This is a genomic window from Bradyrhizobium sp. WSM4872 (genome assembly GCF_055811715.1).
The window spans coordinates 1-23049 of sequence record NZ_JBVVPT010000053.1 but is presented as its reverse complement, the minus strand read 5'-3'; the positions used below and the strand labels follow the sequence as shown (position 1 = coordinate 23049).

Annotated in this window: 22 protein-coding genes; 7 read left to right on the top strand and 15 right to left on the bottom strand. The window is 64.8% G+C overall.

The genetic code is table 11. The features are described from left to right. Positions 1-172 precede the first annotated feature (172 nt). Both AC0L3C_RS35620 and AC0L3C_RS35615 read right to left on the bottom strand, forming a co-directional pair. Positions 173-1120, bottom strand: coding sequence for a hydroxymethylglutaryl-CoA lyase (locus AC0L3C_RS35620; RefSeq protein ID WP_473410355.1), 948 nt, complete (start codon positions 1118-1120; stop codon positions 173-175). Then, positions 1117-2298, bottom strand: coding sequence for a CoA transferase (locus tag AC0L3C_RS35615; protein ID WP_473410354.1), 1182 nt, complete (start codon positions 2296-2298; stop codon positions 1117-1119). Before AC0L3C_RS35615 ends, AC0L3C_RS35620 begins: the two co-directional genes overlap by 4 nt. A 107-nt stretch (positions 2299-2405) precedes the next feature. On the opposite strand from AC0L3C_RS35615, the gene AC0L3C_RS35610 reads away from it, so the two are divergent. The 3 genes from AC0L3C_RS35610 (at position 2406) to AC0L3C_RS35600 (ending at position 5948) form a co-directional block, all read left to right on the top strand. After that, positions 2406-3338 carry a LysR family transcriptional regulator gene (locus AC0L3C_RS35610; protein ID WP_473283633.1) on the top strand — a complete coding sequence of 311 codons (933 nt, stop codon included), beginning with the start codon at positions 2406-2408 and terminating at the stop codon, positions 3336-3338. 182 nt (positions 3339-3520) lie between these two features. Further along, positions 3521-4939, top strand: a complete 1419-nt coding sequence (locus AC0L3C_RS35605) for an MFS transporter (protein WP_473410353.1) — start codon at positions 3521-3523, stop codon at positions 4937-4939. 268 nt (positions 4940-5207) lie between these two features. Then, entirely contained in the window at positions 5208-5948 is a 741-nt protein-coding gene (locus tag AC0L3C_RS35600; RefSeq protein ID WP_473410352.1) for a sulfate transporter family protein, read from the top strand. 6 nt (positions 5949-5954) lie between these two features. Here AC0L3C_RS35600 and AC0L3C_RS35595 read toward each other — a convergent pair whose 3' ends face one another. From AC0L3C_RS35595 to nth, 3 genes are read right to left on the bottom strand one after another with little or no spacing between them, the layout of a single operon-like run. Further along, positions 5955-7583, bottom strand: a complete 1629-nt coding sequence (locus AC0L3C_RS35595) for an MFS transporter (RefSeq protein WP_473410351.1) — start codon at positions 7581-7583, stop codon at positions 5955-5957. Continuing rightward, positions 7570-8706: an HlyD family secretion protein gene (locus AC0L3C_RS35590; protein WP_473410350.1), complete on the bottom strand. Its 1137-nt coding sequence runs from the start codon at positions 8704-8706 to the stop codon at positions 7570-7572. The genes AC0L3C_RS35595 and AC0L3C_RS35590 overlap by 14 nt, the downstream gene beginning before the upstream one ends. 34 nt (positions 8707-8740) lie before the next feature. Further along, positions 8741-9493 carry an endonuclease III gene (gene nth, locus AC0L3C_RS35585; protein WP_473264320.1) on the bottom strand — a complete coding sequence of 251 codons (753 nt, stop codon included), beginning with the start codon at positions 9491-9493 and terminating at the stop codon, positions 8741-8743. 22 nt (positions 9494-9515) lie between these two features. Between nth and AC0L3C_RS35580 the strand changes: the two genes are divergently transcribed. After that, entirely contained in the window at positions 9516-10049 is a 534-nt protein-coding gene (locus tag AC0L3C_RS35580; RefSeq protein WP_354171977.1) for a DUF2244 domain-containing protein, read from the top strand. A 56-nt stretch (positions 10050-10105) separates the two neighbouring features. Then, the gene (locus tag AC0L3C_RS35575; RefSeq protein WP_473410349.1) at positions 10106-11002 is read left to right on the top strand and encodes a methylated-DNA--[protein]-cysteine S-methyltransferase; all 897 of its coding nucleotides are present in this window, start codon (positions 10106-10108) and stop codon (positions 11000-11002) included. A 187-nt stretch (positions 11003-11189) separates the two neighbouring features. Here AC0L3C_RS35575 and AC0L3C_RS35570 read toward each other — a convergent pair whose 3' ends face one another. The 8 genes from AC0L3C_RS35570 to dnaK all read right to left on the bottom strand — a co-directional run bounded on the left by AC0L3C_RS35570 (position 11190) and on the right by dnaK (position 18712). Beyond that, positions 11190-11813, bottom strand: a complete 624-nt coding sequence (locus AC0L3C_RS35570; protein WP_473410348.1) for a 2,3-bisphosphoglycerate-dependent phosphoglycerate mutase — start codon at positions 11811-11813, stop codon at positions 11190-11192. 80 nt (positions 11814-11893) lie between these two features. Beyond that, positions 11894-12709: a 4-hydroxy-tetrahydrodipicolinate reductase gene (gene dapB / locus AC0L3C_RS35565; RefSeq protein ID WP_473410347.1), complete on the bottom strand. Its 816-nt coding sequence runs from the start codon at positions 12707-12709 to the stop codon at positions 11894-11896. Between the two features lie 262 nt (positions 12710-12971). Next, a complete protein-coding gene (locus AC0L3C_RS35560) occupies positions 12972-13283 on the bottom strand; it encodes a DUF1330 domain-containing protein (RefSeq protein WP_473410346.1) in 312 nt (103 codons plus the stop codon). An 80-nt stretch (positions 13284-13363) separates the two neighbouring features. Next, positions 13364-14071, bottom strand: a complete 708-nt coding sequence (pyrF, locus tag AC0L3C_RS35555) for an orotidine-5'-phosphate decarboxylase (RefSeq protein ID WP_473264316.1) — start codon at positions 14069-14071, stop codon at positions 13364-13366. A gap of 6 nt (positions 14072-14077) precedes the next feature. Beyond that, complete coding sequence (locus AC0L3C_RS35550; RefSeq protein WP_473264315.1) at positions 14078-14656, bottom strand: NADPH-dependent FMN reductase; 579 nt, start codon at positions 14654-14656, stop codon at positions 14078-14080. Positions 14657-14713: 57 nt separating this feature from the next. Continuing rightward, on the bottom strand, positions 14714-15313 hold the full coding sequence (locus AC0L3C_RS35545) for a class I SAM-dependent methyltransferase (protein WP_007598495.1): 600 nt from the start codon (positions 15311-15313) through the stop codon (positions 14714-14716). Positions 15314-15401: 88 nt separating this feature from the next. Beyond that, positions 15402-16535: a molecular chaperone DnaJ gene (gene dnaJ / locus AC0L3C_RS35540; RefSeq protein WP_473264314.1), complete on the bottom strand. Its 1134-nt coding sequence runs from the start codon at positions 16533-16535 to the stop codon at positions 15402-15404. Positions 16536-16810: 275 nt separating this feature from the next. Next, entirely contained in the window at positions 16811-18712 is a 1902-nt protein-coding gene (gene dnaK, locus AC0L3C_RS35535) for a molecular chaperone DnaK (RefSeq protein WP_007598490.1), read from the bottom strand. A 394-nt stretch (positions 18713-19106) separates the two neighbouring features. Between dnaK and AC0L3C_RS35530 the strand changes: the two genes are divergently transcribed. Both AC0L3C_RS35530 and pncA read left to right on the top strand, forming a co-directional pair. Then, entirely contained in the window at positions 19107-20048 is a 942-nt protein-coding gene (locus tag AC0L3C_RS35530; protein WP_473283654.1) for a hypothetical protein, read from the top strand. A gap of 142 nt (positions 20049-20190) precedes the next feature. Next, positions 20191-20913, top strand: a complete 723-nt coding sequence (pncA, locus tag AC0L3C_RS35525) for a bifunctional nicotinamidase/pyrazinamidase (protein ID WP_088941363.1) — start codon at positions 20191-20193, stop codon at positions 20911-20913. Between the two features lie 140 nt (positions 20914-21053). On the opposite strand, the gene grpE is transcribed toward pncA, so the two are convergent. Further along, positions 21054-21668, bottom strand: a complete 615-nt coding sequence (gene grpE / locus AC0L3C_RS35520; RefSeq protein WP_275168934.1) for a nucleotide exchange factor GrpE — start codon at positions 21666-21668, stop codon at positions 21054-21056. A 96-nt stretch (positions 21669-21764) separates the two neighbouring features. Then, positions 21765-22853 carry a heat-inducible transcriptional repressor HrcA gene (gene hrcA, locus AC0L3C_RS35515; RefSeq protein ID WP_007604027.1) on the bottom strand — a complete coding sequence of 363 codons (1089 nt, stop codon included), beginning with the start codon at positions 22851-22853 and terminating at the stop codon, positions 21765-21767. Positions 22854-23049: the final 196 nt, after the last annotated feature.

Sequence of the window (23049 nt, the reverse complement as noted above, 5' to 3'; positions counted from 1 at the left end):
CGGTGGCCACCGGCCAAGGCGCTAAGTCACTTCCATCGCACAAATGCTGGCCGTGCAGATACAAGGGGTCTCTCTCCGCGCAGAAGAATCTCACGATCTGAGTGCGCGGACAGAGACCCCTCATCCGGCGCTTCGCGCCACCTTCTCCCACAAGGGGAGAAGGGAAGAAGGATCACGCCGCCTTCGCCGCGCTCCCACCCGGCAGCCCCGCACGCGCGACGCCGCCGTAGAGCGCTTCGTTGGGCATCTCCTCGCGCAGGATCCTGCGCACCGCGATCAACTTCTCCAGATCGATGCCGGTCGCAAAGCCCTTGCTCTCGCACAGGAACACGAGATCCTCGAACACGACATTGCCGGTCGCACCGGGAGCGAAGGGGCAGCCGCCGAGGCCGCCGAGCGAGCCGTCGAGGATACGCGCGCCTTCGTCGAGCGCCGCGGCCGCGTTCGCAATGCCCATGCCGCGGGTGTCGTGGAGATGGATGCAGATCGGCTTTGACCCTGCAAGCTTCACCGCGGCGCGCGTCAGCTCCGCCACCTGCTTCGGCCCGGCATAGCCGACGGTGTCGGCGATGCCAACGAAATCGACGCCAGCCTCCAGGCATTTGTCGACCAGCCGCAGCACTTCCGCAGGGTCAACCGCCCCGGTAATCGAGCAGCCCAGCGCCATCGAGATCGCCGCGTTCACAAGCGGCTTGTGGCTGGTGGCATCGCGCAGCTCGCACAGGCGTTTCAAATTCGCGATCGCGGACTCGCGCGAGCGGTGCGCATTGGCCTGGCTGTGCTCTTCCGTTGCCGACACCACGGAGGCGATTTCGCCGACGCCGGATTCCAGCGCCTCGTTCACGCCGCGTTCGTTGAGCGCAAGTGCGATGCCATGGGCGCCGGGCAATGAAGCGACGGTCGCAACAATGTCGCGAACATCGACGAATTGCGGAAAGGTCTTTGCCGGCAGAAACGAGCCGACCTCGAAATGCCGCACGCCAGCGGCATATTCCTCGCGCACCCAGCGCTGCTTGGCGTCGGTCGACGGAATTTTCTTCACGAGCTGGAGCCCGTCGCGCAGGCCGACTTCGCGCAGGCTGACGCGGTCTGCGGGGTAAATCTCCTGAATCCGGCTCATGCGCGCCTCCCTGTTGTTTTTGACGTGGCGTCTTCGTTTTCGGTGTCGATCTCGGCGCGAACGGCCGCCGTGTCGGCGCCGAGCGGCGCGACCTTCAGGCCCTCGCCGATATGGTTGCCGTTCCATTCGATCGGCAGCGCCGGCACCCGGAACGGCTTGCCGTCGGCGGTGACATTGTTGACGAGCCCGCCCGGCCGTAGCACATGCGGATCGGTGAAGAGATCCTCGGGACGGTTGATCGGCGAGAAGCAGATGTTGAGCGCATCGAGCCTCTGCGACAGTTTTGCCACGTCCCATTGCCTGATGATGTCGGCGACGCGCGGAATGATCCGCCGACGCGCCAGGATGCGATCGGTCGTGGTGCGCAAGGCGGGATCATCGAGGAATTCAGTCAGGCCGAACTCGCGGCAAAAGCTCTGCCAATGGCCTTCGGTGACGACGCCGATGAAGATGCGCTCGCCGCCGGCGCTCTCGAATATGTCGTAGATCGGCCAGGCATGCTCGCGCTCCGGCATCGAGCGCGGCTTGTTGCCGGTCATCTCGTATTCGACCATGTGCTGGGCGACCAGGAAGAGGCAGTTCTCGAACAGGCCGATGCGAATGTCGGCGCCGTCGCGTTTTCCCCCGCGCTTCTGGTAGAGCGCCGCGAGGATCGCGATCACGCCGAACATGCCGCCCATGATGTCATTGGCGGACGAGCCGACACGCTGGGGCTTTTCGCTGGTGCCGGTCATGGCGGCTAGCCCCGCCATCATCTGCACGACCTCGTCAAGTGCGGGGCGGTGCTCGTAGGGACCGGAGAGGAAACCCTTGTGGCCGGCGATGATCAGATCCGGATGCCGGCGACGCAATTCGTCCGCGCCAAGCCCCTGCTTCTCGAGCTGGCCGTCGCGAAAATTCTCGAGGAACACCTCGGCCGTCGCCAGCAGCCGGTGCATGGTGTCGCGATCCTCAGGCTTCTCGAAATCCAGCACGACGCTGCGCTTGCCGCGGTTGAACAACGGGAAGAAGGCCGTGCCCATGCCGCCCAAGCTCCGGGTCTTGTCTCCCGCGGGCGGTTCGACCTTGATCACGTCGGCTCCGAGCTGCGCCAGGATCATGCCGCAGGTCGGGCCCATGACCATGTGGGTCATCTCGACCACGCGCACGCCTGCAAGCGGCAATCCGGCTTCGGCCATGCGTCTCTCCCTATCAATCGACCTTCGAAGACTAGGCCTTCACAAGCCTTCTGAAAAATATAATCTGTCGAAGATTGTCTTCGTACTTATAGAACGCTTGATCGCCCATGGATTCGCGCCAGCTCCGCTATTTCATCGCCATCTACGAGCAGCGGAACCTGTCGCGGGCGGCTGATCAGATCAATGTCGCGCAGTCGGCGCTGAGCCATCATATCTCCAACCTGGAGGCGGAATTCGCAACGCCCCTGTTCGAGCGCAAGCCGCGCGGCATGGAACCGACGGCAGCCGGCGAACGGCTCTACGAACACGCTCGCATCATCCTGCGCGCGATGGTGGAGGCCGAGACCGAGGTGCGCGAAGGCGCCCGGGTCATTGCCGGCGACATCTCCATCGGCATGGCCAATTCCGGCGTCAAGGCGATCGGCGTCGAGCTGATGCGCACGGTGCTTGCCAAATATCCCAAGCTCAAGCTGTCGCTCACCGAGAGCCTGTCGGGCGCGACGCTGATGCACCTGATGATCTCCAGCGTCGATCTGGCACTGGTCTACAATCCGCCGTCAGAGAAAGAACTGATTACGGAACCAGTGCTCGAAGAGGAGATGTTCCTCGTCGGCATTCCGAAGCTGGTCGGCAAGGGCAAGACCCCGATCCGCTTCGAGGAGCTGAACCGGCTGCCGCTGATCCTGCTGCGCTATGGCCTCGGCCTGTCCTCGCGTGCGCTGCTCGACGATCCGGTCCTGCTCAAGCGGCTGGAAGGCAGCGCCATCCTGCACGCCAATTCGATCACCGGCATGACCGGCGCGCTGGTGGAAGGGCTCGGCTGCACCATCGCGACAAAACTGTTCGCGCGCGAGGAGCTGGCGGCCGGCCGCCTGGTCGCACGCAAGGTGATCAATCCGAAGCTGACCCGCACACTCTACCTCTGCCGTCTGCGCAACCGCCCGATGACTTACGCCATGGAAGAGATGCGCCGACTGATGCTGGCATTGATCGCCGAGCAGGTGCGTAGCGGCGGCTGGCAGGCGAAGCTGGCGGGATAGCGCCGACCGGCTGTCCTGCCTCTCGTCGCCCGAGTTCGAAAATCTCGAACGCTCCCATCGATATGTTCTTCTGGATTTCCGCTATCGGCCGGCCAACATGACGTGGTCCGGCAGAGTTCACGACAAATGACAGAGATGAGCCGCCGGGAACAGCGCAATCCGCGCGCCACCGGGAGGATATCATGAGCGTCGTCGGCATCGACACGGGCATCGAACCCGGCACCGCATCCGCAGCACCGGACGAGATCTCGCGGCGGCTCGAGACGATGCCGGGGACTTCCTACGTCTGGCGCCTCGTCATCCTGCTGTCGCTCGGCGGCTGTTTCGAGATCTACGATCTGTTCCTCACCGGCTATATCGCACCGGGCCTGAACCGCAGCGGTCTCCTGACCACGACGACGCAGGCCTTCTTCGGCTTCTCCGGCATCGGCGCCTTCGTCGCCGCGACCTTTGCCGGCCTGTTCGTCGGCACCTTCTTCCTCGGCTTCCTCGCCGACCGTTTTGGGCGCCGCGCGATCTTCACCTACGCGTTGCTCGGCTACACCGCGGCCTCCGTGATCATGGCCTGCCAGACCTCCTCGGAGGGCCTGTTGTTGTGGCGCTTCCTCGCCGGTATCGGCATCGGTGTCGAAGTCATCACCATCGATGCCTATATCACCGAGCTGGTGCCGAGCCGGATGCGCGGCCGCGCCTTCGCCGTGAACCAGTCGATCATGTTCATCGCGGTGCCGGTCGTCGCCGCGCTGGCCTGGTGGCTTGTGCCGCTTTCGCCGTTCGGCGTCGACGGCTGGCGCTGGGTGGTGCTCATCGGGGCGGCCGCCAGCATGATCGTCTGGGTGCTCAGGCTGTTCCTGCCCGAAAGCCCGCTCTGGCTGGCGCGCCATGGCCGCGGTGAGGAGGCCTATCGCATCCTGGCAACGCTGGAAGCCGCCGGCGGAAACACGGCAGCGCCGCTCCCTACGCCGTCGTCTGCACGGCCGGCAGCACGCTCGGTCGCAGAAATCGGCTTCGCCGATCTGTTCCGCCCGCCTTTCCTCTCGCTCGTCGTCCTCTTCATGGTGTTCAACCTCTGCCAGGCCTTCGGCTTCTACGGCTTCGCCAACTGGGTGCCGACGCTGCTGGTCGAGAAGGGCATCAACGTCACCAAGAGCCTGCAATATGCCTTCATCGTCGCCTTCGCCTATCCGATCGCGCCGCTCCTGGCCTCGAGCTTCGCCGACAGGTTCGAACGCCGGTGGATCATCGCGGGAGCGTGCGTCGCCATCATCGTCTTCGGCATGGCGTTCGCGCAGCTGACCGAGCCCGTGCTGCTGATCGTCTGCGGCGTGCTACTGACGGCCTGCAACACGACGATGTCCTATGCCTATCATGCCTATCAGACCGAGGTGTTTCCGACCCAGATCCGGGCGCGCGCCTCCGGCCTCGTCTATTCGATGAGCCGGCTGAGCGCGACGTTCTCGGGCTTCATCGTCGCCTACATGCTGAAGGAAGCCGGCGTCACCGGCGTGTTCGGCCTGATCACCGCGGCGATGCTGATCGTGGTGATCGCCATGGCGTTGTTCGGCCCGAACGTGCGCGGCAAGCCGCTGGATCTGGTGTAGCTGAGCTTGTCGTTGCCGGTGCCGCCCCATCGTGTTGCCGACGCCATTGAGGAATCTGATAGCCGGTGGCGGGATCGGCATCGCCGTCTCGAACCATACAGCTCGAATGCCGGTTTCGGGCCTCCATCCTTGGAGAGGCTTGCTCCCCAAGCTCCTTTGGATGGGGGACGAGAGTTTCTATGACGCGGTCAGAGTGAGGCTGCCTCCCTTGCCGAACGGGCAACCTGTGTCTACTTCTCGCGGGTGATTTTCCCGAGAGGTACCTCCCATGTTGGATGCCGCCGTAAAGGCGCTGTCGCAAATGATCTCGCCGCCGATGCGCTCGATCCTGTGGCGGTCGATCGGCGTCGCCCTGGTGCTGATCATCGTGCTGGCGATCGGCTTGCAGCGGCTCCTGAGCTGGTTTGCGACCTATGGCGAGGCCTGGCTGGAGGGCCTGCTCGGTCCGGGCTGGCACTCATCGCTCGAGGTGTTGTCCTGGATCATTTCGATCGCCGCGGGCCTCGGCGTCGTGTTCGGGGCTGTGTTCCTAATGCCCGCGATCACCTCGCTGGTGGCGAGCCTGTTCGTCGACGACGTCGCCGACATCGTCGAGCGCGAGCACTATCCGGCCGAGCGACCGGGCGTCGCGCTGCCGTTCAGCCAAGCGATGTACGAGGGCGTCAAGACCGCGCTGCTGACGATCCTGGTCTATCTGGTCGCGCTGCCGCTGGTGCTTTTCGCCGGCGCCGGTTTCCTGGTCTTCTTCCTCGCCACGGCCTGGCTGCTCGGCCGCGAATATTTCGAGCTCGCGGCGATGCGGTTTCGCTCGCCGGAGGAAGCCAAGGCGATGCGGCGCGACAATGCCGCGATCATCTTCACCGCGGGCCTGTTCATCGCAGCCTTCGTCTCGATCCCGATCCTCAATCTGGCGACGCCGATCTTCGCCATGGCCTTCATGGTCCACATGCACAAGCGGCTCTCAGGCCCGCGACCCGAGCTTATCGAACCGGCGCGGCAGATGCGCTGACGGTGTCTACCTCACCGACACCCCGCATCTGCGCAACAGCATTCTGGCGAAGCCGAACGGCGCCGGCGTGAACGGGCCGGGCGGGGCACGGGTGACCAGGGCGACGACGCCGAGCGCGGCCATCGCGACCCAGAAGCACAGCCAGAAGCCGTCGATATAGGCGAGCACATTGGCCTCGCGCTGAACCAGGCCCGCGAGCGTGCCGACCGCGCGGGCCTGGGCCGAGCCGGCACCATGGGCCGCAAAATGGTCGGCGAGCTGTTTCAGCATGCGGACCACGTCGACGTCGCCGACGCCGAGATTCTGGCCGAGATAGAAGGAATGGATCTGCTCGCGGACGCGCAGCCACGTCCCCATCAATGCCACGCCGATCTCGGCACCACCGAGCCGCATGATCTGGATATAGGCGGCAAACGAGGTGGCGCGGCTCGGATCGGAGTGGGACAGCAGCGTGATGATCAGCGGCAGCAAGGTCAGCGACTGCCCGATCGCCTGGAGCAGCACGATGCCGGCGAAATCCTCGCGCGCCCAATCATGGCTGAGCTGCGTGCCCCAGAGATTGGCGGCGGCGAAGCAGGCAAATCCCACGACCACCACCGTCCGCGTATCGAAATGCCGCAGCAGCCAGATCGAGAGCGGCACCAGCACGAACATCGGCAACGCGCCGTAGGTAAGCAGCAGGAGACCGCTCTGCTCCGGCCTGAGCAGGGCGATGGTGGCGAGGAAGTTCGGTACCAGCGACGCGTTGGACAGGCTGGTCAGCGTGTAGAGCAGGATCAGGACCAGCCCGAGACCAATATTGCGCGAGAACAGCACGCTGATATGCGCCCATGGCTGTCGCACCAGGGCCTCGTTGACGAGGAAGCCCGCGACCAGCACCGCGCCGGCAATGATCAACGCCATCACCGTCCCCGACCCCAGCCAGTCCAGCCGGTTGCCCTGGTCGAGCCCGGCATAGATCATCGAGACGCCGGCGCCGAGCAGCAGCATGCCGCCCCAATCGGCGTCGCGGAGCAAAGCGCGATTGACTGGCTCGTTCGGCGTGCCCCAATAAACCATCAGGCCCATCAGGGGCGCGATCAACACGCTCTGCCAGTACAGCCATTGCCAGCCGAGATAGTCGACATAGAAGCCGACCAGCGAGCTCGAGGTGTCCAGCGCGAAGCCGACGCGGATCGAATAGATTGAGATCGCCGGAAGCCACCAGCGGATCGGCAGATTGCGGAACACGATCATCAGCGTCGCCGGCACGAAGGTGCCGAGCAAGAGGCCATGCACGACGCTGAGCGCGAGCAATGTCGGATAGTCGTGCACGAACGGGATGATCAGCGAGACCGCGGCATAGACGAGACTCGGGATACCGAGCACGCGGCGCAGGCCGAATACGGTGGCAAGCCAGGCCACCGCGGGTGCGATGAAGATCTGCGAGCCGATGCCCGCAGTGGAGAGCCAGGCGCCCTCGTCGAACGAGAGCGAGAACGCGCCGCGCAGGTCCGGCAGGCCTATTGTGGTCAGGCGGCTGTCGAAATTGGCGAGGAACGAGCCGAGCAGTACCGCTGCTACCGCAAACAGCGGCTGCGGCGCGACGCCGCCGCGCGAGAGCGGCCCGCGACTGGAATCGTCATTTTCCGCCATTGCCGGCCTTGGTGTCGATGCTGGTAACGACCGACATGCCCGGCACCAGCCGCGCCAGCAGCGGCTGGTTGTCGTCGAACTGGATGCGCACGGGAATGCGCTGCACGACTTTGGTGAAGTTGCCGGTTGCGTTGTCCGGCGGCAGCAGCGCGACCTGCGCGCCGGTCGCGGGCGCAATGCGCTCGACCCGGCCGCGCAGCTTCTCACGCGGGAAACTGTCGACCGTGATCTCGACCGGCTGGCCCGGTGCAACGTGCGTAAGCTGGGTCTCCTTGTAATTCGCGATCACATAGACCTTCGGCAACGGCACGACGTTGATGAGATTGGTGCCGATGTTGACGTAGTCGCCGGGCTGCACCTGCCGCTCGCCGACGACGCCGTCGAACGGCGCGGATATCTTGGTGTAGCCGAGCTTGAGCTTCGCACTCGCCAGCGTCGCCTTGGTCGCTTCGAGATCGGCGGCGCGCTGCTTCCTGGTGCCTTGCAGGACTTCGAGCTGGTGCTGCTGGGCCGCGATCACGGCGCGGCTCGCGCGCACGTCGGCCTGCGCCTTGGCATAGCCTGCGACCGCCTGTTCGAAGCGCTGCCGCGTGCCGGATTCGGTCTGCGACAGCGATTGCTGACGCTCCTGCTCCTGCCGAGCCTCGACCTCCACGGCTTCGGCCGAGAGCCGCGCGGCTTGCGCCTGTGCAATCGTTGCATATTGCAGCTCGATCTGGTTGGCCAGATTGTCGAGCACGGCTTGCGCGGCGGCGACCGCCGCTTCGGACTGCGCGACTTGCGCCTCATAGTCGGCAGGATCGATCTGGATCAGGAGATCGCCGGCCTTGACGCGCTGGAAATCGGTGACTCCGACGGTCAGCACTTCGCCGGAGACCCGACTGGCAAGCCGCGTCAGCTCGGCGCGCACATAGGCGTCGTTGGTGGTCTGGACCGCCGAATTGCCGACCCATTCGTCGAAGCGCTGCGTTGCCAGCGCGACGAAGCCGAGCGCGACGATCACCGCGAACAGCGGAATCGCGAGCCGGCTCCACAGTGAACTCGCCGGTCGCTGCGTTGGCTTCGGTGGCGGCGCCGGTGTAGCAGCAGGCGGCGACGGCGAGATTTGTTCCTGCTGACTCACGCTAGACTCCAAAAACCATTTCCCGAACGCTATTTCAGACCGTCTTTTCCGGCCACCGGCAGAGATCGTTGATCAGGCAAACCTCGCAGCGCGGCTTGCGCGCGATGCAAGTATAGCGGCCATGCAGGATCAGCCAATGATGGGCATGCAGCATGAACTCGGCCGGGATCACCTTTTCGAGACCGAGCTCGACCTCCAGCGGCGTCTTGCCGGGCGCAAGTCCGGTCCGGTTGCCGACGCGGAAGACATGCGTGTCGACCGCCATGGTGTGCTCGCCGAAGGCCATGTTGAGCACGACATTGGCGGTCTTCCGCCCGGCGCCGGGCAGCGACTCGATCCCGGCGCGCGTGCGCGGCACCTCGCCGCCGAACTCGCTGAGCAGCTTCGCCGACAGCGCGATCACGTTCTTCGCCTTGGTGCGGTAGAGGCCGATGGTCTTGATGTACTCGCGCAGGCGTTCCTCGCCGAGGTCGAGCATCTTCTGCGGCGTGTCGGCGATCGCAAACAGCGCGCGCGTCGCCTTGTTGACGCCGGCGTCGGTCGCCTGTGCCGACAGCACCACGGCAACCAGCAGCGTGAAGGGATTGACGTGCTCGAGCTCGCCTTTGGGCTCCGGGTTGGCCTTGCGGAAACGGTTGAAGACCTCGTGGACCTCGGGCGGTGTCCAAGGTTTCATGGCCTTGAGGGATTTCTTGGCGGGAGCCTTCGGCTTCGCGGCGGCCGCCTTCGCCTTTTTCTTCGGCACGGACGTTTTGCGCGGGGCCGGCTTGCGGGTGATTTTCGCCATGATCGGGATATACTGAGGGACGATGAGCACAGGCAACGAAATTGAGCGCGAACGATCGGGAAGCGAGGCTGAGCCTCAGATCTTTTCCGCGCGCCTGACGCCGCACCGCTCGCTGAACCGCACCGGCTTCCTCGCGGTGATGCTGTTCCTGAGCGCCGTCAGCTTCGTCACTGGCCTCGTCTTCCTGATGATGGGCGCGTGGCCGGTGTTCGGCTTCTTCGGCCTGGATGTGCTGGTGATCTGGTGGGCCTTCAAAGCCAATTTCCGCGCGGCGCGGGCCAGCGAGGAGATCGTGGTCACGCCATCCGAATTGCGCGTGCGGCGCATCAGCCAACACGGCCAAATCGTCGAGTGGACCTTCAATCCGCTCTGGGTCCGGCTAGACATGGAAATCGACGAGGATTTTGGCATCGAGCACCTCTATCTGATCTCGCGAGGTCACCAGATCCAGATCGCCCGCTTCCTGGGACCGGACGAAAAGGCAAGTTTTTACAAAGGTTTGGTTGAGGCCTTGAATGCCGCCAGGCGCGGCCCGACCTACAATCCGGTCACCTGATTTGCGGGTCGGAAATCGGGTGGTTTCGGACCCCGCCCTCTCCTACATTTGCAGTCATGATGACACTCGCGATACATGACCAGCGCCTGGCCGGGCCAGGCTCCCAGAACGCCGCGTTGCGCGACTATGATTCCGTGCGCCGGGCGATCGCCTTCATCTCGGAAAACTGGCGCGCACAGCCGACCATCGAGGCGATGGCAGATGCGGCCGGCGTTACCCCGGACGAGTTGCACCATTTGTTCCGCCGCTGGGCCTCGATCACACCGAAGGCCTTCATGCAGGCGCTCACGCTCGACCACGCCAAGGGTCTGCTGCGGGACTCCGCAAGCATCCTGGACGCCGCGCTCGACTCCGGCCTGTCGGGTCCGGGCCGGCTGCACGATCTCTTCGTCACCCATGAGGCGATGTCGCCGGGCGAATGGAAGAACGGCGGCGCGGGGCTGATCTTGCGCTACGGCTTCCATCACTCGCCGTTCGGCACCGCGATCGTGATCGCGACCGATCGCGGACTGTCGGGCCTAGCTTTCGCCGATCCCGGTGAGGAACACGTAGCGCTTGCCGACATGACGCGGCGCTGGCGGAACGCAACTTACGTCGAGGATCACGAAGGTACCGCACCATTGGCGCAGCGCATCTTCGACACAAAACTGTGGCGCCCGGATCAGCCGCTGCGCGTGGTGATGATCGGCACCGATTTCGAGGTCCGGGTGTGGGAGACGCTGTTGAAGATCCCGATGGGCCGCGCGGTGTCCTATTCAGACATCGCCTGCAACATCAACAGCCCGAAAGCCTCACGCGCCGTCGGCGCCGCCGTCGGCAAGAACCCGGTGTCCTTCGTCGTGCCCTGCCACCGCGCGCTCGGCAAGAGCGGCACGCTCACCGGCTACCATTGGGGCATCACCCGCAAGCAGGCGATGCTGGGCTGGGAGGCCGGGCAGCTGGGAATGCAGTAATAGTTGCTGCGCGTAATCTGCCCCACATGGTCGTCCTGGCGAAAGCCAGGACCCATTATCCCAGGAAGATGTTTTGGCGCCGACTTCCAACCACCAGTCATCGAAAATCAACGACGGTGGTTATGGGTCCTGGCTTTCGCCAGAATGACACCGAGTGTTTGGCCGGCTCCGTCGCGCGCGAACGTCTTTAGCCCGCCAGATCCAGCTTCGAGGCCACGGTCGAATCCGCATTGAGCCGGTAGATAATCGGCACACCGGTGGCGAGCTCGCGCTTCAAAATGCCTTCGGGCGAGAGCTTCTCCAGCACCATGATCAGCGCGCGCAACGAATTGCCGTGAGCGGCAACCAATGTGCGCTTGCCGTTGAGCACGCCGGGCAGGATCTCCTGCACGTAATAGGGTAGCGCGCGCGCCAGCGTGTCCTTCAGGCTTTCGCCACCGGGCGGCGGCACGTCGTAGGAGCGGCGCCAGATCATCACCTGGTCCTCACCCCATTTCTTGCGGGCGTCGTCCTTGTTGAGGCCGGAGAGATCGCCATAGTCGCGCTCGTTCAGCGCGAGGTTCTTCGTCGTCGGCAGTCCCTTCTGGTCGAGCTCGCCGAGAATGAGATCGAGCGTATGCTGGGCGCGCGTCAACACCGAGGTGTAGGCGACGTCGAACACGAGACCCTGCGCCTTCAGCTTGCGGCCGGCTTCCGAGGCTTCCTTCACGCCGACTTCGGTGAGGTCAGGATCCTTCCAGCCCGTGAACAGGTTCTTCAGATTCCATTCGCTCTGGCCGTGCCGCACCAGCACGAGAAGACGTTCGCTCATTGACTGCTTTCCGTTTCGTTCGTTGTCTAAGCATGATCTTGCCGGAAAACCGCTTCACACTTTTCCGGATCATGCTTCGTTCAGATGTCGGACAGGCCGAGCACGTCGGCCATGGAGTAGTGCCCCGGCTTCTTGCCATGCGCCCAGAGCGCCGCCTTCAGCGCGCCGTGGGCGAACAGCATGCGATCCTCCGCTTGATGCGACAGCGTCAGGCGCTCGAACGGGCCGAGGAAGCTCACGCTGTGATCGCCGGCCGCGGTGCCGCCGCGCAACGACGCAAAGCCGATGTCGCCGGGCTTGCGCGCGCCGGTGATGCCGTCGCGGCCGCGATCTGCATGCTCGTCGAGCGCGATGCCGCGGCCGCGAGCTGCCGCCTGGCCCAGCATCAGTGCCGTGCCCGAGGGCGCGTCGACCTTCATGCGGTGATGGGTTTCGACGATCTCGATGTCGAAGCTCTCGTCGAGCGCCTTGGCAACGCGCTTGACGACGGCGGCGAGCAGATTGACGCCCAGGCTCATATTGCCGGACTGCACCACCACGGCGCGGTTGGTGACGCTCTTGATCACGGCGTTGTCGGAGCCCGACAGGCCGGTCGTTCCGATGACGTGCACGAGGCCGCGCTCGGCGGCGATCGCGACATTGGCGAGCGTCGCCGCGGGCACGGTGAAATCCAGAATGCCGTCGGCGTCCTTCGACAACGCCCAGAGATCGCCGGAGAGCTTGATGCCGTTGGCCGGCAAGCCCGCGAGCACGCCGGCATCCTTGCCGAGCAGCTCCGAGCCCGGCGCCTCCAGCGCGCCCGCCAGCACCGCGCCTTTGCTCTCGGCAATCGCCCGCGTCAGCGCCCGGCCCATCCGGCCGCCGGCTCCAGCAACAATCAAGCGCATGTCGGACATGGTGCGATCCTCTCACGGGCGTTGTAGCGGGGGGATGCAGTTCCGGCAACCAAGGGGGATTGGGAGCAGGCAGGCTTCCACCCTCCCCTGGAGCGCCGGTCGCTTGCGGCCATCCTTCGAGACGCCCGCCTACGGCGGGCCCTCAGGATGAGGTCGGAATCCATGGCAACAAATTCGACGGGCGCCGATACTGCTTAGCCTCATCCTGAGGAGACCGCGGAGCGGTCGTCTCGAAGGACGAGGCGTGCGCGCAGACCCAGCCTCAGCCGTCTGACGGCTGCGGGCCGTCATAGCCCTCGATGATGATGAGGTCGGCGACGGAGTGCGGCTGGCGCACCTTGATGTTGGCCTGGTATTCCGGCGAGTTGTAGCAGGCGATCGCGGTCTCGTAGTCCGGGAATTCGATCACGACGTTGCGGGTGCGGCTGCTGCCTTCGACGGTGGTGAACTTGCCGGCGCGGATGACGAAGCGGCCACCCCATTTCTTGAAGATCGGACCATTGGCGACGGCATAAGGCTTGTAGCCCTCGTCACTGCTCACGTCGACGCGCCCGATCCAGTAGCCTTTTGCCATTGTTCTTCTCCCTGTGTTGTTGGGTTTCTATTTGAGCATGATCTGATCGGAAAACCGCTGCACACTTTTCCGGATCATGCTCAGAGTGCCCCGGCGATCTCGCTCTGGATCGCCTCCGCGATCGCCTTGGGGTCCGTGGCTTCCACCACCGGCCGCCCGACGACGAGATAGTCCGCGCCGGCGGCAATCGCGCGGCCCGGCGTCATGATGCGTTTCTGGTCGCCGCTTGCAGCGCCTGCCGGCCGGATGCCGGGGGTGACGAGGCTCATCTGGTGGCCGACGATCTTGCGCAAGGCTCCGACTTCCTCGGGCGACGACACCAGCCCGTCGATGCCGAGCACCTGCGCCTGCTGCGCGCGCGCTTCGACGAGCTCGGAGACGCCGAGCCGGAAGCCCGCCGCGTGCAGATCGTCCCCGTTGTAGGACGTCAGAACAGTGACCGCGAGGATCTTCAGGTTCGAGCTGCCGCGACCTTCGACGGCGCCCTTCATGGTCTGCGGATAAGCGTGCACGGTGAGGAAGGTCGCGCCGAGCCTGGTGATGCTGTCGACGCCTTGCGCCACGGTGTTCCCGATGTCGTGCAGCTTGAGATCGAGAAAGACCTTCTTGCCCTTGTCGGCGAGCTTGCCGACCAGCGGCAAGCCGCCGGCATAAGCGAGCCGATAGCCGATCTTGTAGAAGGTGACGCTGTCGCCGAGCCGGTTGACCATCGCTTCCGCGGCATCAACGCCGGGCAGATCGAGCGCGACGATCAGGCGGTCTTTCGGGGCGATCTCGGCTGGCGTCATGTCACCTCACATCATGCGTTGAGAAACGTCGATCAACTGCCGCACCAGTTCCTTCAACGCGGCGGAATCGCCCTCGTGCTTCAGCCTGTCCATATCGTCATAGGCCTGGTCGGCAAAGGCGAGCGTGAGCTGGTTGGCAATCACATTGGCGTGGCAGGAGGTCAGGATCAGCCGCAGCGCCTGCAGCGCGCGAGCCGCGCCGAGCCGGCTCTGCGAGGCGCCGGCGAGCGCGAAGACGCGGTTGCGGAACACCTCGCCGCGCGGCTCGTGCAGCTCATGCACGCGGCTGACCCAGTCGATCGCGTTCTTCAGCAGCGGCGGCACCGAGGCATTGTATTCGGGCGAGACGATCAGCACACCGTGATGCGCGCCGATCATACGCTTGAGATTGATTGCGTGCTTGGGCACACCGGATTTGGCCTGCAGGTCGCCGTCATAGATCGGCAGCGGAAAATCGGCGAGCGAGATGCGGGTGACGTCGATGCCGGCCTGGTCGAATGCATAGGCGGCGACCGCTGCCAGCTTCGCATTGTGCGAGCCGGTGCGCAGGGAGCCGGGAATGATCAGGATTTTCGGTGCGGACATCCGCTTCCATGCGTTCGGCGAAACGAGCCCGCCACGCAAACAGGAATGCCGGCGGAATTAGTCCTTGCGATACACCCAGACGCGGGCCGGCGGAAGGTTCATCCAGATCCGTTCCGAGGCCTCTGTGGACACGCCGGGCAGCGATTTCGGAATTGGCGGCACCACCGCATAGGTGAACTGGACGAAGGGCGCACCGGGCGCCAGGGCCGTGAAGGCGTCGCGGATGAGCCGCAGCCGCGTCAGCATCGGTTTTGTGACCAGCGGCAGGCCCGAGACGACCGCGGAGGCCGGCGCGCTCAGCACGTTCCACAGCGTGTCGCGCAGGCGATAGGCATCGCCCTGCACCACCTTGGCCTGCGGATAGCGGTCGCGCAGCAGGGCGCAGAAGCCCGGATTGTATTCGACGAGCACGAGACGCTTCTGGTCGACGCCGCGCTCGACCAGGGCCGAGGTGATGGCGCCGGTGCCGGGCCCGAGCTCGACCACCGGTGCGTCCGAATTGACATCGACGTAATGGGCCATGGTCCGGGCCAGCAGCTTGCCCGACGGCATCACCGCGCCCATGTGGAGGGGCTTTTCGATCCATGACCGGAGAAAACGCACCTCGTCATCGAGACGGGGCTTCTTCAACGCACGCGCGGACGATGGCAATGGCATGTCGGGACCGGCCGGGACCGCGGGACCGCGGCGTGTCAGAAAATGGTCATAAAGACGTATAGGCCGAAGAGGGCACGGTCAAGACGCGTCAACTCGCTCGATTACCGAAGAAATCCTTGACCTTGGTGAAGAAGCCCTCGGATTCCGGCTGGGTGTTGCCGGAGGAGAGCTTGTCGAACTCGGCCAGCAATTCCTGCTGCTTCTTGGTGAGGTTCTGCGGGGTCTCGACCACGACCTGAACGTACATGTCGCCCATCTGGCGCGAGCGCAGCACCGGCATGCCTTTTGATGCAATGCGGAATCGGCGGCTGGACTGGGTGCCCGCGGGGACCTTCACCTTGGTCTTGCCCTTGTCGATGGTCGGCACCTCGAATTCGCCACCAAGCGCCGCCGTTACCATCGAGATCGGCACACGACAATGCAGATCGGCGCCGTCGCGCTGGAAGAACTGGTGCTGGGCCAGCGACAGGAAGATGTAGAGGTCGCCGGGCGGTCCGCCGCGGACCCCGGCCTCGCCTTCGCCGGCGAGCCTGATCCTGGTGCCGTCCTCGACTCCAGGGGGAATGTTGACCGAAAGATTCCGCTCACGGGTGACCCGTCCCTGACCCGAGCAGGACGGGCAGGCGTCCTCGATCATCTGGCCGCGCCCCTGGCAGCCCGGACAGGTGCGCTCCAGCGTGAAGAAGCCCTGCGACTGCCTTACGCGCCCGGCGCCGCCGCAGGTCGAGCAGGTCTTCGGCTTGGTGCCGGCCTTGGCCCCGATGCCCGAACAGGCCTCGCAGGTGACCGAGACCGGAATCTCGATCTGCGCGGTCTTGCCGCCAAAAGCTTCCTCGAGCGTGATTTCCATGTTGTAGCGCAGGTCGGCGCCGCGCTCGCGGCCGCCACGGCCGCCGCGCTGTCCGGCCATGCCGAACAGATCTTCGAAAATGTCGGAAAAGGAGGAGGCGAAGCCCGCACCGAAACCGGCACCACCGCCGCCGCCCTGCTCGAAGGCGGCATGGCCGTAACGGTCATAGGCGGCGCGCTTGTCCTTGTCTTTCAGGACCTCGTAGGCCTCGTTGATTTCCTTGAATTTGACTTCGCTGGTGTCGTCCCCGGGATTGCGGTCGGGGTGAAACTTCATCGCCAGCTTGCGGAACGACGATTTCAGGACGGAATCGTCGGCATCGCGTTCGACTTCGAGGGTTTCGTAATAGCAGCGCTTGGTGGACGTGGACATGATGAGCTCGGTCTATCCGATCGCGATTCAAGTCGGAGCGAAGCAACGTCGCCATGCGACGATATAGGCAGCCTTCCGCCTCGCGGCAGAGGATTGCACGGCAGCATTCAGAATAACGGCTGGGAATTGATCGATGGTAACGGCGCCGATTTTATCAGTGCCGATTTTCACAGTGGCTTGGCTCGTCGAGCCCGACACGATGGCCTCCCCCGCGAGGGAGGAGGCCGTTGGCGCGTGTGGGGTCCAAGCCGTCCGCATCATCACCCTCGCGGGGTTCAGGCGGACTTCTTGTTGGTCTTGTCGTCGTCGACTTCGGTAAATTCCGCGTCGACGACGTCGTCCTTGGCCGCATCCTTCTTGGCGTCGGCCTCGGCCTGCTGCTTGTACATGGCCTCGCCGAGCTTCATCGAAGCCTGGGCCAACGTTTGGGTCTTGGCCTTGATCGCCTCGGCATCGTCGCCCTTCAGCGCTTCCTTGAGGTCGCTGACGGCATCCTCGATGGCGCGGCGCTCGGTCTCTGCGACCTTCGAACCGTGCTCGGCCAGCGCCTTCTCGGTCGAATGCACCAGTCCATCCGCGTCGTTCTTGGCGGTCACGGCCTCGCGGCGCTTCTTGTCCGCCTCGGCATTGGCCTCTGCGTCCTTGACCATCTTCTCGATGTCGGCTTCCGACAGACCGCCGGAGGCCTGGATGCGGATCTGCTGCTCCTTGGACGTGGCCTTGTCCTTGGCCGAGACGTTGACGATGCCGTTGGCGTCGATGTCGAAGGTCACCTCGATCTGCGGCATGCCGCGCGGGGCCGGCGGAATGCCCATCAGGTCGAACTGGCCGAGCATCTTGTTGTCGGCCGCCATTTCACGCTCGCCCTGGAAGACGCGGATGGTGACCGCGTTCTGGCTGTCCTCGGCGGTCGAGAACACCTGGCTCTTCTTGGTCGGGATCGTGGTGTTGCGGTCGATGATGCGGGTGAACACGCCGCCTAGCGTCTCGATGCCCAGCGACAGCGGGGTCACGTCGAGCAGCAGCACGTCCTTGACGTCGCCCTGAAGCACGCCGGCCTGGATCGCGGCGCCGATCGCCACGACTTCGTCCGGGTTGACACCCTTGTGCGGCTCCTTGCCGAACAGCTGCTTCACGACTTCCTGGACCTTCGGCATGCGCGACATGCCGCCGACCAGCACCACTTCGCCGATCTCTGCGGCGGTGAGGCCGGCATCCTTCAGCGCCTTGCGGCAGGGCTCGACGGTCTTCTGGACGAGGTCATCGACCAGCGCCTCGAACTTGGCGCGGGTGAGCTTCATCGTCAGATGCTTCGGGCCGGTCTGGTCCGCGGTGATGAAGGGCAGGTTGATCTCGGTCTGCGTCGTCGACGACAGCTCGATCTTGGCCTTTTCGGCGGCTTCCTTCAGGCGCTGCAACGCGAGCTTGTCGTTGCGCAGGTTGATGCCCTGCTCCTTCTGGAATTCGTCGGCCAGATAGCCAACCAAGCGCATGTCGAAGTCTTCGCCGCCGAGGAAGGTGTCGCCGTTGGTCGACTTCACCTCGAACACGCCGTCGCCGATTTCGAGAATCGAGATATCGAACGTGCCGCCGCCGAGATCGTACACGGCGATCGTGCCGGCCTTGGTCTTGTCGAGGCCGTAGGCGAGCGCGGCCGCGGTCGGCTCGTTGATGATGCGCAGCACTTCAAGGCCCGCGATCTTGCCGGCGTCCTTGGTTGCCTGGCGCTGGGCGTCGTTGAAGTAGGCGGGCACGGTGATGACGGCCTGGTCGACCTTCTGGCCCAGATGGGCTTCCGCGGTCTCCTTCATCTTCTGCAAGATGAACGCCGAGACCTGCGAGGGCGAGTAGGTCTGGCCGTCGGCCTCGACCCAGGCGTCGCCGTTGGAAGCCTTCACGATCTTGTACGGAACGAGCTTCTTGTCCTTCTCGACCATCGGGTCGTCGTAGCGGCGGCCGATCAGGCGCTTCACTGCGAAGAACGTGCGCTCGGGATTGGTGACGGCCTGGCGCTTGGCCGGCTGCCCGACGAGGCGCTCACCGTCGTCCGTCACGGCGACGATCGAAGGCGTCGTGCGCATGCCTTCGGAATTCTCGATGACTTTGGCGTTCTTGCCATCCATTACGGCGACGCACGAATTCGTGGTGCCGAGGTCGATCCCGATGACCTTTCCCATGGTCCTGTATCCTTGTTTTTGCGGCAGGCTGGCTGGGCCCAGAAGGCACCCGAACCGAAACCCCCTAAGATCAAACATTCGCGATATTGCGATGGTTGGGGGTCATATAGGAGGGGCGGAGGTGCCTGCAAGGACCGAACGCAAGTTTCGGCCGTGAAAACATTGGGTTTTGGAAGAACATATCCGGGCTGAACCGCCCTTGCGGGTGAGGAAATATTAACAGGTCCGGCGATCGGCCGGCATGCGCTACCGCATTCCGCCCGCTCTGTTGCGGCCAGACCAAAACCGCTAAAAGGCGGGCAGCCGGCCGGGCTCGTCCTCGGGCTGCCTCGCGCGACAAAGCGGCCGGCCGGCCACCATCGAACGGCCTCAATGTGAACCAATCAGAGTGCCCATGAAGCTGATCCGCCCCCTCGCCGCGCTCGCCCTCCTCGTCGCCTCTGCGCTCCCGGCTCTGGCTGCCGACGCCGTTTTCCCACCTGGCTTGCGCCTCGGCATGGTGCCATTGGTCGGCCTCAGCACGGCCAAGACCTTTCCCGGCTTCGAGAGCGAGGACGGCGGCGTCAAGGTGCTGATCACAGAGCTGCCGCCGGCGGCCTATGGCGAGGTCGTGAGCGCCTTCAACTCCAATCCGGCCGGATCCAACGGCGTCAAGCAGGACAAGATCGAGACGCCCGCGGGCCTTGCCTATTTCACCACCGAGAGCGGCAAGGCCGGCGAGACGCCGGTGCGGCGCTATTCGATGATCGTGCCGGGCGCCGGCTTCTCCGGCTATGTCGCGGTGCAGATTCCGGAGAATGCGACCAAGATCTACACCGACGAGGCGGTGCGGCAGATGTTCGCGAGCGTCGTCACCCGCAAGCAGGTCTCGGCCGAAGAGCAGATCGCGCTGATGCCGTTCAAGATCACCGATCTCGCCGACTTCAAGGACGTTCGCACGCTGGCGCCGGGCTCGAGCATCATCCTGGCCGACGGCGACGAGAGCTCCGGCTACGAATCGAAGCCGTTCATCATCCTCGGCGTGATTGGCGCCACCCCGCAAGCCGCCGACGACCGCGCCCGGTTCGCCCAGGAGGCGGCGCTCCAGATTCCCGGCGTGCGCGAGTCGCGCGTCACCATGTCCGAGCCGATCCGCATCAGCGGCCAGCAGGGTTTCGAGACCCGGATCGACGGCGTCAGCGGCAAGGACAAGACGCCGGTGACCGTGGTGCAGTGGATCCGCTTCAGCAGCGGCGGCGCCTCGCTGCGCATCATCGCCAGCGCCCCGCGCGAGCAATGGCCGGCCGCCTTCACCCGCTTCCGCGCGGTCCGCGACGGCATCCAGCCGAAGGGCTAGCCCGACACTCGTCGTCCCGGCGAATATATCCGGTCAGCAGCCCAACCGCTCACCAAAGCCGGCTGCATTTTCGGGCTTCTGTTCGTATACGAACGGAACTAGGCTCCCCTTCCGTTGAGTTCATCCTGGAGGGAGGCGAATGATGCTGGATCGGCGACAAGTCTTGGCGGCGCTCGGGACGAGCGCGCTCGTGGCGCTCGCGCCAACCGCGATTCTGGCAGCGGCATCGATCAAGCCGGACGATGCATCCGCGCTGCTCGTGATCGACGTGCAGAACTGCTTCCTGCCCGGCGGCAGCCTTGCCGTGAAGGAAGGCGAGCAGGTGGTGCCCGTCATCAACAAGATCTCGAAAGCGTTTTCGAACGTGGTGATGACGCAGGACTGGCACACGCAAGGCCATGTTTCCTTTGCGTCAGTCCACGCCGGCAAGAAGCCGTTCGAAACCGTCGATCTTCCCTACGGCAAGCAGGTGCTGTGGCCCGACCATTGCGTGCAGGGCACTGACGGCGCCGCGCTGTCGAAAGACCTTGCGATCCCGCACGCCGAGCTCATCATCCGCAAGGGTTTTCACAAGGATGTCGACAGCTATTCGGCCTTCCTCGAAGCCGACGGCAAGACCTCGACCGGACTTGCCGGTTATCTGAAGGCGCGCAAGATCAAGCGCGTCTTCGTAGTCGGGCTGGCGACGGATTTCTGCGTCGCCTGGACCGCCCTCGACGCGCGCAAGGCGGGCTTCGAGGTCTATGTGGTGGAAGACGCCTGCCGCGGCATCGACAATCAGGGTTCGCTCGCAAAAGCCTGGGCCGATATGGCCAAGGCCGGCGTGAAGCGGATTCAGTCCGCGGATATCGCGGCGAGCGCGTAGGCAACGCCGAGAGCAGCCAATCCCTCATCCTGAGGAGCGCGCTTCTTCGCGCGCGTCTCGAAGGATGAAGGCCTCGCTGCGACGGCCGGGCCTGCATGGTTCGAGACGGCGCTGACGCGCCTCCTCACCATGAGGATCGGTTAGTTGGCCGCGCCGTTCGGCTCGTTGCTGTTGGCGGGCGCGGCCTTGGCGCCGCCCTTGGCGACACCGACCAAGGCGGGACGCAGCACGCGCTCGCCGATGGTGTAGCCGGCCTGCATGACCTGCACGACTGTGCCCGCGGGCACCGACGCATCGGGCACCTCGAACATCGCCTGCTGGAAGTTCGGATCGAACTTCTGGCCCAAGGGGTCGAATTTCTTCACGCCATGTTTTTCCAGCGCGCTGAGCAGCGAGCGCTCCGTCAGCTCGACGCCCTCGATCAGCGAGGCGAGGCCTGCATCGGCCGCCGCGCGGGCCTCGGCCGGAACGGCATCGAGCGCGCGCTGGAGGTTGTCGGCAATGTCGAGCACGTCGCGGGCAAAGCCCGTGACGCCGTAGAGCTTGGAGTCCGCGACCTCCTTGGCGGTGCGCTTGCGCAAATTTTCCATCTCGGCCAGCGTCCGCAGCATGCGGTCGCGCGCCTCGGCGGCTTCCTTCTGCAGGAGCTCGACCGAGCCGGGCTCGGGATCATCGGGCATGATGTAGGGTTTTGACACCACGGGCTCGCCGGCCGCAGCACTCGTGTCTTCGGGTTGCCGGTCTCGATCGGTCATCGGCTCTCTTTTCGCATTCGTCTCAGGGGTTTTCTGGCCCGCATATCGTGCTTCGGGCGCGGAAAATCAAGCGCCCGTGATCGGGGAAGACGCCGGTCAGCCGCCCAGGAGCCGGCTGACGATGCGGGCAGCGTAGTCCACGGTCGGGATCACGCGGGCATAATTCAGCCGCGTCGGCCCGATCACGCCCAAAACGCCGACGATATGGCCGGCGGCATCCCGATAGGGCGAGATGATGGTGGACGAGCCCGACAGCGAGAACAGCTTGTTCTCACTACCAATGAAGATCCGCACGCCTTCCGCGGTTTCGGCCCGGCCGAGCAGGTCGATCACGCCGCGCTTGGTCTCGAGATCGTCGAACAGCAGGCGAACGCGCTCGAGATCCTCCAGCGCATGCAAATCCTCGAGCAGATTGGCGTGGCCGCGGACGATGAGCTGGCGGTCCTCGTTCTCGCCGCCGGACCAGCTGGCGATGCCGGCCGAGATCACCTTGTGCGTCAGCTGATCGAGCTCGGTGCGCGCCTCTCCGAGCGCGGTTTCGAGCTCCAGCCGCGCCTCCGCCAGGGTCCGGCCCCGGATACGGGCATTGAGGAAGTTGCCGGCTTCGGTCAACGCCGAGGATGGAACCCCCGGCGGGAGCGTCAGCACGCGGTTTTCGACCTGCCCGTCCTCACCGACCAGGATCACCAATGCCTTTTCCGGTTCCAGGCGGACGAATTCAATATGTTTCAGCCGCGCATTGGATTTCGGCGTCAGCACGACGGCGGCGGCGCGGGTCAGGCCGGAGAGCCGCGTCAATGCCTCTTCGAGCGCAGCCTCGACCGATTGCGCGTGGCCGACGGACGTCAACTGGCTCTGAATCGCCTGCCGTTCACCGTCATTGAGGTCGCCGACCTGCATCAGGGCATCGACGAAGAAGCGCAAGCCGAGTTCCGTCGGCAGCCGGCCGGCGGAGGTGTGCGGCGCGTAGATCAGGCCGAGCTGTTCCAGGTCGGCCATGACGTTGCGGACCGAGGCGGGCGACAGCGGCATGGCAATCAGGCGCGAAATATTGCGCGAGCCCACCGGCTCCCCGGTCGCGAGGTAGCTTTCGACGATTTGACGAAAGATGTCGCGAGAACGCTCGTTGAGCTGGGCGAGGCCCGCGCGCGGCGCGATCAGATGGATCGGATCGTGATGGGCCACAGACGGTAACTCCTCTCGGCTGCTTGTAATTTGTCTATCCGGGGGGCTTCTGACAAGCGTGGCGTTCGCGGATTGGAAATCGGGGGTGAATAAGGCCTCGATCTTCCCCCTTGCCGCCCACCCGGGCGGCCGCGACCCGCCCCCCCCCCGCGCCGGGTCGGGGGGGGTGGGGGGGGGGGGCCGGGCGGGCCGCCCG

What these genes read in the sequence shown, in the direction of transcription:
- AC0L3C_RS35620 (WP_473410355.1), bottom strand. Translation starts at nt 1,120, where the DNA reads ATGAGCCGGATTCAGGAGATTTACCCCGCAGACCGCGTCAGCCTGCGC.
- AC0L3C_RS35615 (WP_473410354.1), bottom strand. Translation starts at nt 2,298, where the DNA reads ATGGCCGAAGCCGGATTGCCGCTTGCAGGCGTGCGCGTGGTCGAGATG.
- AC0L3C_RS35610 (WP_473283633.1), top strand. Translation starts at nt 2,406, where the DNA reads ATGGATTCGCGCCAGCTCCGCTATTTCATCGCCATCTACGAGCAGCGG.
- AC0L3C_RS35605 (WP_473410353.1), top strand. Translation starts at nt 3,521, where the DNA reads ATGAGCGTCGTCGGCATCGACACGGGCATCGAACCCGGCACCGCATCC.
- AC0L3C_RS35600 (WP_473410352.1), top strand. Translation starts at nt 5,208, where the DNA reads ATGTTGGATGCCGCCGTAAAGGCGCTGTCGCAAATGATCTCGCCGCCG.
- AC0L3C_RS35595 (WP_473410351.1), bottom strand. Translation starts at nt 7,583, where the DNA reads ATGGCGGAAAATGACGATTCCAGTCGCGGGCCGCTCTCGCGCGGCGGC.
- nth (WP_473264320.1), bottom strand. Translation starts at nt 9,493, where the DNA reads ATGGCGAAAATCACCCGCAAGCCGGCCCCGCGCAAAACGTCCGTGCCG.
- AC0L3C_RS35580 (WP_354171977.1), top strand. Translation starts at nt 9,516, where the DNA reads ATGAGCACAGGCAACGAAATTGAGCGCGAACGATCGGGAAGCGAGGCT.
- AC0L3C_RS35575 (WP_473410349.1), top strand. Translation starts at nt 10,106, where the DNA reads ATGATGACACTCGCGATACATGACCAGCGCCTGGCCGGGCCAGGCTCC.
- AC0L3C_RS35570 (WP_473410348.1), bottom strand. Translation starts at nt 11,813, where the DNA reads ATGAGCGAACGTCTTCTCGTGCTGGTGCGGCACGGCCAGAGCGAATGG.
- dapB (WP_473410347.1), bottom strand. Translation starts at nt 12,709, where the DNA reads ATGTCCGACATGCGCTTGATTGTTGCTGGAGCCGGCGGCCGGATGGGC.
- AC0L3C_RS35560 (WP_473410346.1), bottom strand. Translation starts at nt 13,283, where the DNA reads ATGGCAAAAGGCTACTGGATCGGGCGCGTCGACGTGAGCAGTGACGAG.
- pyrF (WP_473264316.1), bottom strand. Translation starts at nt 14,071, where the DNA reads ATGACGCCAGCCGAGATCGCCCCGAAAGACCGCCTGATCGTCGCGCTC.
- AC0L3C_RS35550 (WP_473264315.1), bottom strand. Translation starts at nt 14,656, where the DNA reads ATGTCCGCACCGAAAATCCTGATCATTCCCGGCTCCCTGCGCACCGGC.
- AC0L3C_RS35545 (WP_007598495.1), bottom strand. Translation starts at nt 15,313, where the DNA reads ATGCCATTGCCATCGTCCGCGCGTGCGTTGAAGAAGCCCCGTCTCGAT.
- dnaJ (WP_473264314.1), bottom strand. Translation starts at nt 16,535, where the DNA reads ATGTCCACGTCCACCAAGCGCTGCTATTACGAAACCCTCGAAGTCGAA.
- dnaK (WP_007598490.1), bottom strand. Translation starts at nt 18,712, where the DNA reads ATGGGAAAGGTCATCGGGATCGACCTCGGCACCACGAATTCGTGCGTC.
- AC0L3C_RS35530 (WP_473283654.1), top strand. Translation starts at nt 19,107, where the DNA reads ATGAAGCTGATCCGCCCCCTCGCCGCGCTCGCCCTCCTCGTCGCCTCT.
- pncA (WP_088941363.1), top strand. Translation starts at nt 20,191, where the DNA reads ATGCTGGATCGGCGACAAGTCTTGGCGGCGCTCGGGACGAGCGCGCTC.
- grpE (WP_275168934.1), bottom strand. Translation starts at nt 21,668, where the DNA reads ATGACCGATCGAGACCGGCAACCCGAAGACACGAGTGCTGCGGCCGGC.